The organism is Kitasatospora sp. NPDC057542, assembly GCF_042801945.1.
In the GTDB taxonomy this organism is placed as follows: domain Bacteria; phylum Actinomycetota; class Actinomycetes; order Streptomycetales; family Streptomycetaceae; genus Kitasatospora.
The window spans coordinates 1-15,563 of record NZ_JBHVFE010000189.1 but is presented as its reverse complement, the minus strand read 5'-3'; the positions used below and the strand labels follow the sequence as shown (position 1 = coordinate 15,563).

Here is a 15,563-nt window from a genome sequence, read left to right as displayed (position 1 = left end):
CGTCCGGGCCGGGCCCTCGGCCGGGGCGGGGAGCGGCACACGGCGAGGTGCTCCAGCGTGAACAGGGTCGCCCCAGCGGTCACGGAAAAGAAACCGAGGCGTGCGTACGGAGTGCAAGGGCATCCTTGTCGGTGCTTCGGGTGCGCCGCTATCCGAGTTTCCCAGGCGGTGTTCGGCCCCTCGACCGTCCGAAGGCAGCCCGACGGCCGCCCGAACGTCCCTTCCGGTGCTGGTGGTTGACGATGCGGGCGGAGGTCAGGCCGACAGGTGGGAGGCCACCAGGGTGGCGAACTCCTCGGGGGTGAGGATGCGGATACCGAGTTCCTCCGCCTTGGCGCGCTTGGAGCCGGCCTTCTCGCCCGCGACCAGCAGGGTGGTGCGCTTGGAGACCGAGGAGGAGGCCTTGCCTCCGGCGCGTTCGATCAGTTCGTTCATCTGGTTGCGGGAGAGGTCGGCGAGGGCGCCGGTCATGCTGCCGGTGACGACGACGGCCTCGCCGGCGAGCGGGCCGCCGTCCCCGCCGGTGTCGCCGGTACCGCTCTCCCCCGCCGCCGTGGCGGTGGCGGCCGGGGCCGTGACGGCGGTGCCCACGCCGAGGGCGGCGAGGCGGTCCAGCAGCGGGGCGAGGTCGGCGAGTTCGGCGGCGACGACGCGGGCCTTCTCGGTGCCGATGCCGTCGACACCGGCCAGGCTCTCGGCGTCGGCGGCCCGGATCGCCGCCATGCCGCCGAAGTGCGCGGCGATCCGGCGGGACATGGTCCGTCCGGTGCCCCGGATGCCGAGGGCGCAGAAGACCCGGTTGAGCGGCTGGGTGCGGGCGGCGGCGATCGCGGCGAGCAGGTTGTCGGCGCTGGTCTCCCCCATCCGTTCCAGGGTGAGCAGCTGCTCGCGGGTGAGGGTGAACAGGTCGGCCAGGTCGGCGACCAGGCCGGCTTCGACGAGCTGGACGGCGCGGGTGCCGCCGAGGCCCTCGATGTCGAGCTGGTCGCGGCCGGCCGCGTAGAGGACCGAGGCGACGGCCTGGCAGTTGCGGCCGCGTATGCAGCGCCAGCGCTGTTCGGTGGTGTCGATGGCGTCGCCGCAGCGCGGGCACGCCTCGGGGAAGGCGATCGGCTGCTCGGCCCCGGTGCGGGCGTCGAGCACCGGGGCCTCCACCCGGGGGATCACGTCGCCGGCCCGGTAGACGAAGACCTGGTCGCCGATCATCAGCCCGCGCCGTTCGATGTCGGCGGGGTTGTGCAGGGTCGCGAAGGTGACGGTGACGCCGTCGATCACCACCGGTTCCAGCACCGCGCGCGGGGCGATGATCCCGGTGCGCCCGACGTTCCACTCGACCCCGAGCAGCCGGGTGACCTTGTGCTGGGCGGCCAGTTTGCGGGCCACCGCCCAGCGCGGCGCGCGCGAGCCGGAGCCGGCCTCGGCCCGGTCGGCGGCCAGGTCGGCCTTGACCACCACGCCGTCGATCCCGAACGGCAGCTCGGCTCGCAGCGCGGCGATCTCCTCGATGCGCTGCTGGACCTCCGTGGTGCCCGCGCAGTGCTGCGGGCGGGCGGCGGTGGTGGCGGCGGTGTTGGCGCCGAGGGCGGCGAGGTGTTCCAGGAGGGCGCTGTGGGCGAGGTCCTCGGGGCCGATGGCGTCGTAGGCGAAGAAGGTCAGCTCGATCCGGTAGGGGCGGTCCTTGGCCCGCAGGGTGCCGGCGGCGCCGTTGCGCGGGTTGGCGAAGGGGGTGGCGCCGTGGTCGGCGCGCACCCGGTTGGCGTGCTCGAACTGGTCCTGGGTGAGCAGGACTTCGCCGCGCAGTTCGATGTCGGCGGGCTCGGTCAGTTCGGCGGGCAGGCCGAGGATGGCGTCGGCGGCGTGGGTGATGTCCTCGCCGGCGAGGCCGTCGCCGCGGGTGATCACCTGCTGCAGGCGCCCGGCGCGGTAGCGGGCGGCGATGGCGAGGCCGTCGAGTTTGGGCTCCACGCACCAGGCGGCGACGGGCCGGCCCAGGCGCCGTTCCAGCCCGGCGGCCCAGGACTCCAGTTCCTCGGCGGAGAACACGTTGTCCAGCGAGAGCATCGGCACGCTGTGCGGGACGTCGCCGGTCACGGCGCCGCCGGCCACCTTTCCGGTCGGCGAGTCGGGCAGCGCCTGGCCGGGGTGGGCGCTCTCGTAGGCGGCGATGGACCGCAGCAGGGCGTCGTACTCGTCGTCCCCGAGCGGGGTGGAGCCGTCGGCGTAGTACGCGGCGGCGGCCTGGACGGCGGTGGCGACGGCGTCGGCGTACGCGGACGGGGAGGCCAGCGGAGCGGCGGTGTCGATCATGCGGGAATCATGACGGTCGGCACTGACAAAGCCTTGCATCGAGAGGGCCCGGTGCGAATATCCGGCGGCGGGTTGTCACCCGGGGCTCGGGAAGACGATGCGGATGGTCAGTCCGCCGTCCGGATTCGCCTCGGCGTCGGTGCGGGCCTGGTGGGCGCGGGCGATCGAAGCGACGATGGACAGGCCCAGGCCGGCGCCCTCGCCGGGGGCGTGCCGGCGCTCCTCCAGGCGCCGGAAGGGCTCGAAGAGATACGGGACGGTCTCCGGCGGCACATGGGGGCCGCTGTTGTCGACCTCCAGCGCCCGACCGTGCACGGTGACCGTGACGTGGCCGCCGTCGTGGTTGTACCGGAGGGCGTTGCCGACGAGGTTGCGCACGAGGTGCACCAGCAGCACCGGGTCGCCCTGCACCGTCACGGGCGTGGTCCGGGACCGGACGGTGATGCCGTGGCCGCGGGCCTGCTGCGAGACGGCGTACTCGGCGGTGATGGAACGGACGAGCTCGTCCAGGGCGACCGGTTCGCGGTGGTCCAGGCCCTGATCGGAGACGGAGAGCAGCAGCAGGCCTTCGATGAGCCGTTCGCTGCTGTCGGCGACCTCGATGAGCTTGCGCCGGATGCGCGCGACGGCCTCCGGGTCGGAGGTGGCCAGCCCGATCTCCGCCGCCGCCCGCTGCACTGCCAGCGACGTGCGCAGCTCGTGCGCGGCGTTGGCGGCGAACCGTTTCTGCGCGCCGACCAGGTGCTCCATGCGGTCGAGCATGTCGTCGAAGGTGTCGGCGAGTTGCTTGAGCTCGCCCGCGGGGGCTTCGAGGGCGATGCGCTCGTGGAGGTTCTCCCCGGACAGTCGCCGGGCGGTACGGGTGATCACCCCCACTGGGCGCAGCACCCGTCCGGCCATCCACCACGCCAGCGCGACGGAGACGATGGCGAAGACGGCCAGGGTGACCAGTGAGACGGTCAACAGCCGGTTCTGGGCGGCCTGTTCAGCGGCCTGTGTGAACACCGTGATGGTCTCGGAGGCTCCCTGGTCGCGTTGAGCGGGGACGGGCCCCGGAACTACGCGTCCGGCGGAGACGTAGAGGGAGGGATCAGAGCCCTCGGGGATATCGGCCGGAGACCGTGCCACGGCTGTACGGATGGTGGTGTACAGGTCTTGGGTCACGAGAAAGTTGATCAGGCCGATGAGCATGGCTCCGGCCAGTACGAGCAGCCCGCCGTAGAGTGCCGTCAGCCGGACCCGTTCGCCGCCGGGCAGCCGCATGCGCCGTGTGCGTGGTGTGGACGGCCGGTTCACGTGGCTCCACTGATGCGGTAGCCGTGGCCGGGCACGGTGTCGATGACCTGGGGTTCACCCAGCTTGGCGCGGAGTTTGCTGAGGGTGACCCGGACGGCGTTGGCGCGGTAGCCGCTGTTCTCCTCCCAGACCTGCTCGATCAGGTCGTCGCCGCTGACGACCGCGCCCTCGGCGCGCATCAGCACTTCCAGCACCCCGAATTCCTTGCGGGACAGTGCGAGGTAGCGGCCGTCGCGGAGGGCCTGGCGGCGGGCCGTGTCCAGGGTGACGCCCGCCCGTTCGATCACGGGCGGCAGGGCGGGCCGGGTGCGGCGGCCCAGGGCCAGGACGCGGGCGAGCAGTTCCGCGTAGGCGAAGGGCTTGGAGAGGTAGTCGTCCGCGCCCAGGCCGAGACCTTCGACGCGCTCGCTGACGGAACCGGCGGCGGTGAGCATCAGCACCCGGGTCAGCAGGCGCGCTTCAACGACGTGTCGGCATATCTCGTCGCCGTGCAGGCCGGGCAGGTCGCGGTCGAGGATGAGCACGTCGTAGTCGCCCAGGCGCAGCCGGTCCAGCGCCTCCCAGCCGTCGTAGGCGACGTCGGCGGTGAGGGCGTCGCGCCGCAGTCCCTCGGCGATCATGTCCGCCAGGAATTCCTCGTCCTCCACGATCAGTACACGCATGACATCCATGTGTACCTGATGCGACATTTCGTCGGTGTAAGCGCTTTCGCTAAGAGAGACGAAATGCGGGCTTGTGTCAGCCTCCTTCCGTCGGCCATCGGGTCTCGGATACGGAGGAATTCCATGGGGAGCGTCAAGCACGGCATGGCGGCTGCGTTCGTCGCGGGTCTGGCGTTGTTCGCTGTCGGCTGCACCGGAGGTGGTGTGGATTCCGGCAAGGGCAGCAGTGCTCAGGGCTCGGGCGCGTCCGGTAAGGGCACGAAGGAGGACGACGGCTACAAGTACCGCCAGTGTCTGCGTGACAACGGTGTGGAGGTGCAGGAGCCGGAGGGCAATCACGCCGCAGGCGTCCAGGTCAGGGACGAGAAGGTGTTCAAGAAGGCGCAGGAGGCCTGCAAGGACCTGCCCGGTGCCGCAAAGGAAATGAGCCAGGAAGAGCAGGCGAAGGCCCTCGACAAGGCCGTCGGGTTCGCGAAGTGCATGCGTGAGCAGGGTATCGACATGCCGGACCCGGAGATGAAGGACGGTCGGCTGACCGGCCAGGTGGGAGCCGGCGCCAATGTGAGCCAGGACAAGATGGAGAAGGCCCAGAAGGCGTGCAATGAGCAGAACGGTGAGTGAGCGCAGGCGTCCCGGAAAGCACGTGATCGCCTCGCTGGTCGTGGCGGGCGCACTGGTGAGCGGGGCAGCGGCCGTCTCGGTGAGCGGTGACGACACCAGGGGCCAGGAGCGGCGCACGGACGGCCTGCCGCAGAAGACCGACACGGTGAAGCGGCAGGATCTGAGCAGCCGCACCCGGGTGGACGGAACCCTCGGCTACTCCGAGGAGCGCAAGCTCAACGGCGGCGCCGAGGGCACCCTCACCTGGCTCCCGGACAACGGCGCGGTGATCAAGCAGAACGAGGCGCTCTACGAGGCCGACGGCGGCAAGGTCTGGCTGCTGTACGGCGAGCGGCCCGTGTACCGGACGCTGAAGGCCGGGGACAAGGGGCCGGACGTCCGGCAGCTGAAGCAGAACCTCCGCGCCCTCGGCTACGGGGCGGGCCTGACCGTCGACGAGGAGTTCACCTCCGGCACGGCGGAGGCGCTCAAACGCTGGCAGAAGTCCCACGGCCTGCAGCAGACCGGTGAGACGGGCCCGGACCAGATCGCCTTCACACCGAGCTCGGTGCGGGTCAAGAAGAAGGAGGCGGCCGTCGGCGACCGGACGGGCCCGGGCCGCCCGGTGCTGACCGTCACCGGGGCCGAGCGCGAGGTACAGATCAAGCTCGACGTCTCCGATGCCGGGCTCGCCGAGCCCGGTACCGGTGTGGAGATCAACCTTCCCGGCGGTGACAAGGCCAAGGGAAAGGTCGCCTCCGTCGACCGCAGTGCCGGTTCGGATGAGAAGGACCAGGGCGGCGGCGGGCAGGATCAGTCCGCCAAGGTCACTGCACGGGTGACCTTCGACGATCCGTCGCAGGTCAAGGGCATCGACCAGGCCCCGGTCACCGTCGAGCTCAAGGGCGAGACGCACGAGAACGTACTGACCGTCCCGGTCAACGCGCTGCTCGCCCTGCCCGCCGGCGGCTTCGGCGTCCAGGTCGTGGAAGAGGGGAAGGCCCGCGAAATTCCCGTCAAGCTCGGCCTGTTCGGGCAGGGAAGGGTCGAGGTCAGCGGATCCGGTCTCACGGAAGGCATGAAGGTCGGAGTGCCCAACACATGACCAACGTCGTCGAACTGAACCAGGTCACCAAGGAGTACCCGGGCGGGGTCGCGGCGCTGCGCGGGGTGGATCTGCGCATCGAACGCAAGGAGCTGCTCGCCATCGTCGGCCCCTCCGGTTCGGGCAAGTCCACCCTCCTGCACATCGTCGGCACCCTGGACCGCCCCACCGCCGGCACCGTCGCCATCGCGGGCCACGACATCGCGGCCCTCTCCGACCGTCGGCTGTCCGCACTGCGCGCCCGGCACATCGGCTTCGTCTTCCAGTCCTTCCACCTCGTGGCCGGGGTCAGCGCCCGGGACAACGTCGCCGAGGGCCTGCTCTACTCCGGCCTGACGCGGGCCGAGCGCCGCAAGCGCGCGGCCACCGCCCTGGAACGTGTCGGGCTCGGGGACCGGATGCACCACCGCCCGCACGAGCTGTCCGGCGGACAGCGACAGCGGGTGGCCATCGCCAGGGCGGTGGTGGGCGAGCCGGACCTACTGCTGGCGGACGAGCCCACCGGCGCCCTGGACTCCGCCTCCGGCGAAGCCGTCATGCAGCTGCTGCACGACCTCAACGCCGACGGAGCCACCATCGCGGTGATCACCCACGACAGCGGGATCGCCGACGCCCTGCCGCGCCAGGTCCGCATCCGCGACGGCCGGGTCGTCGAGGACACGCACACCAGAGCGCCGGAGTCGGCAGAAGGCGGGGAACAATGCCACGCGACCGACTGACCCCCGCCCGCCTCGGCCCCCGCGACGTCCTCCACGTCGGTTCGGCGGGTCTGCGCTCCCGGCCGATGCGCGTCGTGCTGTCCGCACTGGGCATCGCCATCGGCATCGCCACGATGATCGCGGTGGTCGGCATCTCCGCCTCCAGTAAGGCCCAACTGCTCCAGCAGCTCGACAAGCTGGGCACCAACATGCTGAAGGTCGCCCCCGGCGAGGACCTGTTCAGCGGTAAAGCGGCCCAGCTGCCCGAGGAGGCACCGGGCATGATCGGCCGCATCCCCGGCGTCGAACACGTCGGCGCGACCGGAGACCTGAAACCGACCGTGCGGCGCAGCGAAAAGATCTCCAAGAGCGACACCTCCGGTCTCTCCGTGAAAGCCGCCGGCGAGGATCTGCTGAAGGCTCTGCGCGGCACGATCGGTGCGGGCACCTGGCTCAACGAAGCGAACGGACGCTACCCCTCGGTGGTGCTCGGAAGCGTCGCCGCCGAACGCCTGGGCATCACCGGACCCGGTCAGCAAGTCTTCATCGGCAGCCAGTACTTCACGGTCATCGGCATCCTCGACCCGATTCCGCTGGCGCCCGAGATCGAACGGTCCGCGCTGGTGGGCTGGCAGGCCGCGAGCACACTCCTGGACTTCGACGGCCACCCCACCCAGATCTACGAACGCTCCTCGGACGCCTCCGTCGAGTCGGTCCGCGGGCTCCTCGCACGCACCGCCGACCCGCAGAATCCGCAGAACGTCAAGGTCTCCAACCCGTCCGCAGCCCTTCAGGCCAAGGCCGCGACCGAGGGCGCATTCGACAGTCTGCTGCTCGGACTGGGCGGCGTGGCACTGTTGGTCGGTGGCGTCGGGGTGGCCAACACCATGATCATCTCAGTGCTGGAGCGCCGTCACGAGATCGGCCTGCGCCGCTCCCTGGGCGCCACCCGCGGACAGATCCGCATCCAGTTCGTCACCGAGTCCCTGTTGCTCTCCGGACTCGGCGGCCTGGCCGGCGTGGTGCTGGGCTCGGCAGCCACGTACGCGTTCGCCGCCTCGGGCGGCATGCCCTGGGTGATCCCTCCGTGGGCGGTCGGCGGCGGCTTCGCCGCCACCCTGCTCATCGGGTCGGTGGCGGGACTGTACCCGGCAGTCCGTGCTGCCCGGCTCTCACCGACCCTCGCTCTTCAGTCGGGGTAGGAGAAAAGATCACGGCGGCCGGCACCGACAGAGCCTTGCGGGGACGTCAGACCAGCCGGGCCGTGGTGGGGGTGTCGGTGCCGTCGCGGCGGGCCTGGCCGGGGGTGTGGCCGGTGCCGAGGACGCGGCCGTCGGCGAGGGCGAGCCAGGCGCCCGGGGGTGTGCCGTCGGGGACGGGGGCGGCGAGGGCGGCGGCGGGTTCGGTGCCGGAGGGGGCCGGGAGCGGAAGCCGGCGGCCCTCGCGCCACTGGGCGGTGGTCCGTTCACCACCCGAGCGGCGCCGCCGGTACAGGTGCTGGGCGACGATCAGCGGGCCCAGGGCGGTGAGCAGCGGGAATCCGGTGGTGAGCCGGCCGAGGGCGAAGCAGGCACTGACGGCGCTGGTGGTCAGCAGGCCGGCGAGGGCGGCGCAGGCGGCCGCGGTGCGTCCGTGGGCCTTGGCGGCGACCAGCGGACAGAGGACGGGCAGTAGTCAGGCGTTCCAGGTCTTTCGGGCGTATTCGCCAGGGGTATCCACGGCCGGGGGTATCCACGAAGGAGCCCTGATGATCGGTTTCCCCTCGTACGGGCCGCCGACCGCCCGGGTCTGCGGGGCGCAGGACGCGGGGTGGAGGGTTGCGCTCAGCCCGCGAGGGTCTTGTTCAGGGCGTCGAGGCCGTCGGCGTAGATGCCGGTGAACAGGTCGACGACTTCCTGTTCGGTGGCGTTGACGGGGTTGAAGCGGCCGGACCACTGGACCTCGGCAAGGTCGTCGCGGCCGGGGACGGTGTGGACGCGCAGGGTGGAGGCGTAGCCGTCGACCGGGAACGGGGCCTGGAGGATGGCGTAGCTGTAGTGCCGCTCGGCCTCGTTGAAGTCGACGAGGCGCTCGACGATGACCTCGCCCTCGGGGTTCTTCAGGCTGCGGACGCGGCCGCCTTCGGACGCGGTGCTCTCGGGGATGTAGGGGAGCCAGTCGGGCAGGGCGTCGAAGCCGCCGATGAGGCTCCAGACCTTGTCGGGCGAGACGGGGACGATGCGGCTGACGGAGGTGGAGGCCATGATCGATTCTCCTGTACTGCGGCGAGGGTGTGGGGGCGTGGGGGTGTGGGGCTGCGGTGGGGGCGGGGGTTCAGGCGCCGTTGGGCAGCGGGGCGGCCGGGCTGACGAGGCCGGCGGCGCGCAGCTCCTGCCAGAACGCGGCCGGGACGGTCTCGTTCAGTGCGGCGAGGTCCTCGGCGATGCGGCTGGGCTTGGTGGCGCCGGGGATGACGGCGGCGGTCGCCGGGTGGGCGAGGGAGAACTGGAGGGCGGCGGCCTTGATGGACACGCCGTGCTTGTCGGCGAGGGCCTTCAGGCGGGCGACCTTCTCGATGATCTCCGGCGGGGCGGCCTGGTACTCGAAGTGGGTGCCGCCGGCGAGGATGCCGGAGCTGTAGGGGCCGCCGACGACCATGTCGACGCCCTGCTCCTGCGCCATGGGCAGCAGGCGCTGCAGTGCGTGGTCGTGGTCGAGCAGGGTGTAGCGGCCGGCCAGGAGGAAGCCGTCGGGCCGGGGCTCGTCCAGGGCCAGGGTGAGCTCGATCGGCTCGGTCTTGTTGACGCCCAGGCCCCAGGCCTTGATGACGCCCTCGTCGCGCAGGCGGGACAGGACGCGGAAGGCGCCGGTGCGGGCCTCCTCGAACTTGGCCAGCCACTGGTCGCCGTGGAAGTCCTGGGCGATGTCGTGGACCCAGACGATGTCCAGGCGGTCGGTGCCCAGGCGCCTGAGGCTGTCCTCGATGGAGCGCTCGGTGGCCTCGGCGGTCCACACGTGGAGCATCCTGTTCGGGTTGCCGTGCTCGAACAGGCCGCCCTTCTCGCCGAGGTCGCGGTCGCCCTCCTCCGGCTCGTCGAGGATGACGCGCCCGACCTTGGTCGACAGCACGTAGGCGTCGCGGGGCTTGGTGGAGAGCACCTCGCCCAGGCGCTCCTCGGCGAGGCCGGCGCCGTAGAAGGGGGCGGTGTCGTAGTAGCGGATGCCGTGCTCCCAGGCCGCCTCGACGGTGGCCAGGGCCTCGACGTCGGGGATCGCGCGGAACATGTTGCCGAGGGGAGCGGTGCCGAAGCCGAGCTTGCCGGGAAGGATTTCCTTGAGGGACATGTCAGTGCCTTTGCGGAGCAGGCGGGCGCCCGTGGGGAGGGGGTGCCCGCCGGGGGTTGCGCCTGCACCGAGTGATCGATGCAGGCGCGCCTTACATGCAGAAACAATAGTTGCATGCGCTGGGCAATGCAAGGGGTGGGCCGTTCCTTGGGCGGCGCCACCCGGGCGGGCCACCCTTCGCGGGATCCGTAGGCCGCCCTTCGCGGGATTCGTAGGCCGCCCTTCGCGGGATCTGTCGGCGGCCCTTCGTAGGATCCGCCTCATGAGCATTGTCACGCAGTATCTCCGCCTGAACCAACGGGAGTTGGAGCGGGCAGCCCGGGAGCCGGACTGGATCTCGGCCTTCGCCGACGAGGTGGCCGAGCAGGAGTCCGAGCGGCCGGTCAGCCCCTCGGAGCGCCGGACCCACAACACCGGCAAGGCCTGGGACGCGCTGCGCTTCCTGTCGAACGGCGGGCCTTCCCGGTCGACCTCGCCCACGGCGGGGAGGAGCTGCCCGGGGCCGACGACTGGGGCTACGGGCCGCCCCGGGTGCTCACGCCGGAGCAGGTCCGGCTCGCCGCCGACGCGCTCGCGGACCTCCCCTTCCCCGCTCTGCTCGGCGACACCACCGCGGCCGACCTCGTCCGGGCGGACGTCTACCCGACCGGCCTCTGGGAGGACGACCCGGACCTGCCCTACCTCCAGGCGCACCATGCGGCCCTCACCGCGTTCGTCCGCACCACCGCGCGCTACCGGCACGGGCTCCTCGTCTGGTCCGCCTGAGGCCCACGCCGCCCCCGGCAGCGGACCCGGGCGGGCGGCGGGGACAGCGCGCAGGCGGGGACGGGACCCGGCGCCCCTCCCCCGCCTGCGCGCCGTCCGGGTCAGGAGGTGGTGAAGGCGACCTGGTCGACGGTCCAGAAGGCGCTGTTGGTGCCGGTGTAGCGGAACTGGAAGCGGGCGGTGGTAGCGCCGGCGGGGACGGTGACGGGGAGGTTCTCGACGGTGTCGAGGTCGCTGCGGTAGGACTTCACCAGCTGCGGGGCGCCGTCGTCGAAGACCACGTAGACGTCGCCGGTCTGCGGCCCGTCGATCTTGCAGTTCGTCGCGAAGGACAGCACGCCGCGGCCCGCGCCGGAGACCGGGTAGGCGGGGCCGACCAGGGTGGAGTCGAACTGGCCGGCGCCGTGCGCCTTGTCGTCCCACTCGTCGGAGTCCGCGACGGCGAACACGTTGCGGGCGCGCACGTTGGTCTCGCGGGACTGGCCGAGCTGGGCGGCGGTCCAGAACTCGTCGGTGACGAAGGTCCAGCCGCACCACTCGGTGACGCCGCCGCCGGGCATGCGGGAGTTGTCGATGCTCCAGCCGGCCGGCGGGGTGTGGGTCCAGCCCTTCACCGCGGCCGGGATGCCGCTCTCGTCGGTACGGGCCTGCAGGCTCGGGCGCAGCACGTCGAAGGCGTCGGGGACGATCTCGTCGATCGGGCGGCCGTCGAGCTTCCAGGCCGGGTCGACGAGGGCGCCCTCGTGCTTGAGGACGGTGGGGGCGATGTCGACCGGCTTGACGTCGTAACGGCGTGAGCCGGGGGTGTAGCCGGTGCCGTTGGCGATCAGGAAGGTCTGGCGCTCGTTGGCGCTGTTGCCGCCGTGGCCGCCGGCGTCGGTGTGGCCGTGGTCGGTGGTGACGATGATCAGCCAGTCCTCCGAGGCGTACGTGGGGCGGGACGTGACGGCCTGGAGGACCTGGCCGACGAGGGTGTCGGCGGAGTGGAGGGCGGTCAGGTAGTCGGCGCTGGCGCCGCCGTGGTCGTGGCCGGCCTCGTCGACCTGGTCGAAGTGCAGGAAGGTGGTGTCGGGGTTGCCGTGGGAGAGGTAGTCGACGGCGTCGGCGGCGGTCTTGGTGTCGTTCTCGCTCTCCTGGACGCGCAGGTCGGCGCGGCCGTTGAAGACGTTGCCGGCGATGGGGTTCCAGGAGCCGATCACCAGGGTGGAGTTGCCGGGGTCGGCGTTCTCCAGGCGGGTGGCGAAGTCGGGGTAGGCGTCGAAGCGGGAGCTGGTGAAGCTGTTGTCCTTCACCTGGTGCTTGTCGGGCCACACGCCGGTGGCGATGGTCGACCAGCCGGGGCCGGAGAGGGTGGGGGCCATCGGGTTGGCGTAGAGGTTGCCGGTGGCGGTCATGCCGCCGGCCATCAGGGCCTTGAGGTTGGGGGCGTCGGCGGTGAGCAGCTTGTCGTAGCGGGTGCCGTCGACGCCGATGACCAGGGTCTTGGCCTGCTTGGTGCCGTTCGGCAGGCCGTTGTACGAGCCGGCGGCGGTCGCGGCTGAGGCCGCGCCGGACAGCGGGATCAGCGCGGCAACGGTGGTGGCGACCGTGACGGCGGCGAGGGCGGCGGTGCGGGTGGCGGTGCGGGTGGAGCGGGAGGTGCGCAACGGAGGTCTCCCAACCGGTCGTCAGTGCGGTGCAGTTGCACCGGGAGTGAGGATGGGTCGGGCGGGCGAGGGCCGACTCTCCGTGAATCCACGGTTGTATGAACAACCGCCGAAATTCAGACCAGACCCGTTACCAGTCCGTGATCTTGCATCTGAGGCGGCCGCCCGGCCCGGACGGCGCTCGATAGGCTTGAGCGGTGAATCACCCCATCCCCCGGGCCGGCCCCGAAGCCGCCCGCGCCGGCGTCCCCGAGCACGGCCGGGTGCCCAAGTACTACCTGGTCAAGGCCCGCCTGGAGGAGCTGATCGCCGAACTGGGCCCGGGCGGGCGGCTGCCCACCGAGGCCGATCTGGCGCAGCGTCACGGCGTCGCCCGGGCCACCGTGCGCCAGGCGCTGCGCGAGCTGCTGCTGGAGGGCCGGCTGCGCCGGCAGGGCCGGGGCACGGTCGTGGCCGGGCCGAAGATCGAGCAGCCGCTGTCCCTGAGCAGCTACACCGAGGGCGTCTCGCGCCAGGGCCTGCGTCCGGGCCGCACCCTGATCACCCTGGAGCGGCTGCCCGCCGACGCGGCGATGGCCCGGCTCCTGGAGGTCCCCGAGGGCGAGCCGCTGTGGCACCTGGAGCGGGTGCTGCGCGCAAACGAGGAACGCGTCGGACTGGAGTCCACGTACGTGCCGGTCGCCCGGGTGCCCGCGCTGGCGCGGGACTTCGACCCCGAGGGGTCCTTCTACGGCTACCTGCGCGAGCAGGGGGTGCGGATCGGCGCCGCCGACGAGCGGATCGAGACGGTGCCGGCCACCCCGCGCGAGGCCCTGCTGATCGGCACCCCGCCGGCGCTGCCGATGCTGCTGCTGCACCGCCGCAGCCTGGATTCCGCAGGACGCCCGCTGGAGCAGGTGCGCAGCCTCTACCGCGGCGACCGGTTCAGTTTCACCCTCGCCCTCGGCGCCCCAAACGCCGACCGGCCCCAGGAGGACTGACGCCGGCACCGGCGGCCGTGGGGGCGGCCGCCGGTGCCGGGGCGTCGACGGTTCGTCAGCAGGTGCCGACGCGGCCGGACTGCGAGGACCAGACCGGCACCCAGGGGCTGCCGTTGTCGTGCGGTCGGTAGACGACGATGTTGGCGTCGTTCTGCATGCGCACCCAGTTGGCGCTGGGGTTGCAGCCGAAGCCGCTGCCGGTGGCCCACTTGGCGTTCTTGAAGGTGTCGTAGACGACGAAGTTGCCGTCGTACTGCATGATCGCCTTGCCCGCGGCACCGAAGGTGGCGGTGTTCCACAGCGCGGTGCCGTAGCGGTCGTACTCCACGAGGTTGCCGTCGCTCTGGTAGGTCAGCCGGTAGGCGCCGTTGGCGGAGACGAGCGAGTCGCCGGGCAGCAGGCAGCTGCCCCAGTTCATGTGGTCCCAGCCGCTCGGGTTGCGCGAGCAGTTCCACTCGCTGTTGACGTCGGCGGAGGCGCTGGTGGCGGTCGTCAGCCCGGTGAGCGAGGCCAGTGCCAGTGCGGCGCCGGCGAAGGCGAGAGCGCGCTTGGTCGTACCGGTGTTCCTCATCGTTCCCCTCTTTCTGCTGCGGCGCGGCTCCTGGCCGGCCGCGGCACGGTGTCGTTGACGGCCGCGCGGGCCCGGAGGCCGAGGGCCCGCCCGGCGGTCGCGCGATGGGAGTGGAGCCCCTCGGCCCCTGTGTTCATGTCAACGGGCGGTGCGCGGCGGCCGGTTCACCGGGGTTCCCGCAGCCTGCGCCCGGACCCGGGCCCGGGCGCAGGTCACCGGGCCTGACCTTGTAGGTTTTGGTGTCACCGGCTGCAAGGAGTCGGTGACACCTGGTGGGGAAGGGGAGCCCGGCCGGGCAGGGAGGGGACGGAACCCGGCAGGGAAGGGCGGACAGTGGCCACGAGCACGGAGAGCGTGTTCCGCAGCGAGGGTGTACCCGTGAAGGAACGGTTCGACTGCTGGCGGGAGTTGGTCAGCCGCACCCGGGACAGCGAGGTGACCAGCGTCCACTGCGACGACTTCCGGGCGGAGATGCGGCGCCTGGAACTGGGCCCGGTGACTCTCCTGCGGAGCTCCTTCCTGCCGACCCGCTTCCATCGCACCGCACGCCGGGTGCGGCGCTCGGACCCGGAGGTGTTCCACCTCACCCTGCTGCTCGACGGCGGTTTCGCCCTGACCCGCGACGCCGGGCGCACCGAGACCTTCGGGCCCGGCAACCTGCACATGCTCGACAGTTCCCACCCGTTCGACCTGCGGGCCTTCGGCTCCCGCGCCGCCCGGTCCCCCGCGGACCTGCGGATCGAAGCCGTCGGTGTCGACTTCCCCACCGCCCTGCTGCCGCTGCCGCCGCACCGGCTGGAGGACCTGCTGGGCCGCGGCTTCTCCTCCCGGGAGGGCAGCTGCGCGCTGCTCTCGGACTTCCTCCTCAGCCTCGACCGGCAGGCCGCCGTCCTGGGCCCCGTCGAGACCCCCCGCCTGGGCGGCGTCGTGGTCGACCTGGTGGCCGCCTGGCTCGCCCGGGAACTGGACGCCGAGGCCGCCGTGCCCGACGACACCCGGCAGCGGGCCCTGGTCGAGAACGTCCGGGCCTTCATCGGACGCAACCTGCACGACCCCGACCTGACGCCCGCCGCGATCGCCGCCGCCCACCACATCTCCGTCAGCTACCTGCACCGCCTGTTCACCCGGCAGTCCGACGGCGAGACCGTCGCCGCCTTCATCCGCCGCCGCCGGCTGGAGCGGGCCGGCCGCGACCTGGCCGACCCCGCGCTGCGCGCCCTGCCCGTCCACGCCGTCGCCACCCGCTGCGGCCTGCCCCGCGCCGCCGAGTTCAGCCGCGCCTTCAAGGCCGCGTACGGCCTCTCCCCCCGCGAGCACCGCCGCCGGGCCCTGGCCGGGACCGCGGGCGGGTCGGCCGTACGGGCAGGACGGCCCCTGCGAACGGGACAGCCCGTGCGAACGGGGCGGACGGACGCGAAAACCCCGCATCGTGAGCACCTGGTGCGCACGAGCGGGCGGGAAACCCGGATCAGTGGACGCAATGCCAAGAACTGTCCACCCGGTGCCAACACGGCGGGGGTGACGACCTGGCATCCTCCACGAGGGACACCGCGCGACGGAACATCACGTTCCGTTCTCGCGCCGACGGCCCGGCACGCCACGGGGGAGC

Annotated in this window: 13 protein-coding genes and 1 pseudogene; 7 read left to right on the top strand and 7 right to left on the bottom strand. The window is 72.0% G+C overall.

Going from position 1 to position 15,563, the window contains the following annotated elements; genetic code table 11:
• Positions 1-255: 255 nt before the first annotated feature.
• From ligA to ACFU7Y_RS23170, 3 genes are all read right to left on the bottom strand, one after another.
• Positions 256-2,307: an NAD-dependent DNA ligase LigA gene (gene ligA, locus ACFU7Y_RS23180; RefSeq protein ID WP_224279133.1), complete on the bottom strand. Its 2,052-nt coding sequence runs from the start codon at positions 2,305-2,307 to the stop codon at positions 256-258.
• A 75-nt stretch (positions 2,308-2,382) separates the two neighbouring features.
• Positions 2,383-3,570, bottom strand: coding sequence for a cell wall metabolism sensor histidine kinase WalK (locus ACFU7Y_RS23175; RefSeq protein WP_224279131.1), 1,188 nt, complete (start codon positions 3,568-3,570; stop codon positions 2,383-2,385).
• A 29-nt stretch (positions 3,571-3,599) separates the two neighbouring features.
• Positions 3,600-4,265: a response regulator transcription factor gene (locus ACFU7Y_RS23170; protein ID WP_224279129.1), complete on the bottom strand. Its 666-nt coding sequence runs from the start codon at positions 4,263-4,265 to the stop codon at positions 3,600-3,602.
• Between the two features lie 123 nt (positions 4,266-4,388).
• Here ACFU7Y_RS23170 and ACFU7Y_RS23165 point away from each other — a divergent pair, with 123 nt between their 5' ends.
• The 4 genes from ACFU7Y_RS23165 to ACFU7Y_RS23150 are packed head-to-tail and all read left to right on the top strand — an operon-like array spanning position 4,389 to position 7,870.
• Positions 4,389-4,886 carry a hypothetical protein gene (locus ACFU7Y_RS23165; RefSeq protein WP_224279127.1) on the top strand — a complete coding sequence of 166 codons (498 nt, stop codon included), beginning with the start codon at positions 4,389-4,391 and terminating at the stop codon, positions 4,884-4,886.
• A complete protein-coding gene (locus ACFU7Y_RS23160) occupies positions 4,879-5,970 on the top strand; it encodes a peptidoglycan-binding protein (protein WP_224279125.1) in 1,092 nt (363 codons plus the stop codon). The genes ACFU7Y_RS23165 and ACFU7Y_RS23160 overlap by 8 nt, the downstream gene beginning before the upstream one ends.
• Positions 5,967-6,689, top strand: a complete 723-nt coding sequence (locus ACFU7Y_RS23155) for an ABC transporter ATP-binding protein (protein WP_380769523.1) — start codon at positions 5,967-5,969, stop codon at positions 6,687-6,689. Before ACFU7Y_RS23160 ends, ACFU7Y_RS23155 begins: the two co-directional genes overlap by 4 nt.
• Positions 6,671-7,870: an ABC transporter permease gene (locus ACFU7Y_RS23150; RefSeq protein ID WP_380769522.1), complete on the top strand. Its 1,200-nt coding sequence runs from the start codon at positions 6,671-6,673 to the stop codon at positions 7,868-7,870. Before ACFU7Y_RS23155 ends, ACFU7Y_RS23150 begins: the two co-directional genes overlap by 19 nt.
• Positions 7,871-8,491: 621 nt before the next feature.
• Here the strand turns inward: ACFU7Y_RS23150 and ACFU7Y_RS23145 are convergent.
• Both ACFU7Y_RS23145 and ACFU7Y_RS23140 read right to left on the bottom strand, forming a co-directional pair.
• Positions 8,492-8,911 (bottom strand): SRPBCC family protein, encoded by a 420-nt coding sequence (locus tag ACFU7Y_RS23145; RefSeq protein ID WP_224279119.1) that lies wholly within the window; start codon positions 8,909-8,911, stop codon positions 8,492-8,494.
• Positions 8,912-8,981: 70 nt separating this feature from the next.
• Entirely contained in the window at positions 8,982-9,992 is a 1,011-nt protein-coding gene (locus tag ACFU7Y_RS23140; protein ID WP_224279116.1) for an aldo/keto reductase, read from the bottom strand.
• Between ACFU7Y_RS23140 and ACFU7Y_RS23135 the strand changes: the two are divergent.
• Positions 9,931-10,757: pseudogene (locus tag ACFU7Y_RS23135) on the top strand (YfbM family protein). The gene ACFU7Y_RS23140 and the pseudogene ACFU7Y_RS23135 sit on opposite strands and share 62 nt — an antisense overlap.
• Before the next feature lie 101 nt (positions 10,758-10,858).
• On the opposite strand, the gene ACFU7Y_RS23130 reads toward ACFU7Y_RS23135, so the two are convergent.
• Complete coding sequence (locus tag ACFU7Y_RS23130) at positions 10,859-12,403, bottom strand: alkaline phosphatase family protein (protein ID WP_380769521.1); 1,545 nt, start codon at positions 12,401-12,403, stop codon at positions 10,859-10,861.
• A 197-nt stretch (positions 12,404-12,600) separates the two neighbouring features.
• Here ACFU7Y_RS23130 and ACFU7Y_RS23125 point away from each other — a divergent pair, with 197 nt between their 5' ends.
• Positions 12,601-13,383 (top strand): GntR family transcriptional regulator, encoded by a 783-nt coding sequence (locus ACFU7Y_RS23125; protein ID WP_224279110.1) that lies wholly within the window; start codon positions 12,601-12,603, stop codon positions 13,381-13,383.
• Between the two features lie 55 nt (positions 13,384-13,438).
• Here ACFU7Y_RS23125 and ACFU7Y_RS23120 read toward each other — a convergent pair whose 3' ends face one another.
• Positions 13,439-13,954, bottom strand: a complete 516-nt coding sequence (locus ACFU7Y_RS23120; RefSeq protein ID WP_224279108.1) for a hypothetical protein — start codon at positions 13,952-13,954, stop codon at positions 13,439-13,441.
• Positions 13,955-14,287: 333 nt separating this feature from the next.
• Here ACFU7Y_RS23120 and ACFU7Y_RS23115 point away from each other — a divergent pair.
• Positions 14,288-15,563: helix-turn-helix domain-containing protein (locus ACFU7Y_RS23115; protein ID WP_380769520.1), on the top strand; the 1,276-nt coding region annotated here is incomplete at its 3' end.

What these genes read in the sequence shown, in the direction of transcription:
- ligA (WP_224279133.1), bottom strand. Translation starts at nt 2,307, where the DNA reads ATGATCGACACCGCCGCTCCGCTGGCCTCCCCGTCCGCGTACGCCGAC.
- ACFU7Y_RS23175 (WP_224279131.1), bottom strand. Translation starts at nt 3,570, where the DNA reads ATGCGGCTGCCCGGCGGCGAACGGGTCCGGCTGACGGCACTCTACGGC.
- ACFU7Y_RS23170 (WP_224279129.1), bottom strand. Translation starts at nt 4,265, where the DNA reads ATGCGTGTACTGATCGTGGAGGACGAGGAATTCCTGGCGGACATGATC.
- ACFU7Y_RS23165 (WP_224279127.1), top strand. Translation starts at nt 4,389, where the DNA reads ATGGGGAGCGTCAAGCACGGCATGGCGGCTGCGTTCGTCGCGGGTCTG.
- ACFU7Y_RS23155 (WP_380769523.1), top strand. Translation starts at nt 5,967, where the DNA reads ATGACCAACGTCGTCGAACTGAACCAGGTCACCAAGGAGTACCCGGGC.
- ACFU7Y_RS23150 (WP_380769522.1), top strand. Translation starts at nt 6,671, where the DNA reads ATGCCACGCGACCGACTGACCCCCGCCCGCCTCGGCCCCCGCGACGTC.
- ACFU7Y_RS23145 (WP_224279119.1), bottom strand. Translation starts at nt 8,911, where the DNA reads ATGGCCTCCACCTCCGTCAGCCGCATCGTCCCCGTCTCGCCCGACAAG.
- ACFU7Y_RS23140 (WP_224279116.1), bottom strand. Translation starts at nt 9,992, where the DNA reads ATGTCCCTCAAGGAAATCCTTCCCGGCAAGCTCGGCTTCGGCACCGCT.
- ACFU7Y_RS23120 (WP_224279108.1), bottom strand. Translation starts at nt 13,954, where the DNA reads ATGAGGAACACCGGTACGACCAAGCGCGCTCTCGCCTTCGCCGGCGCC.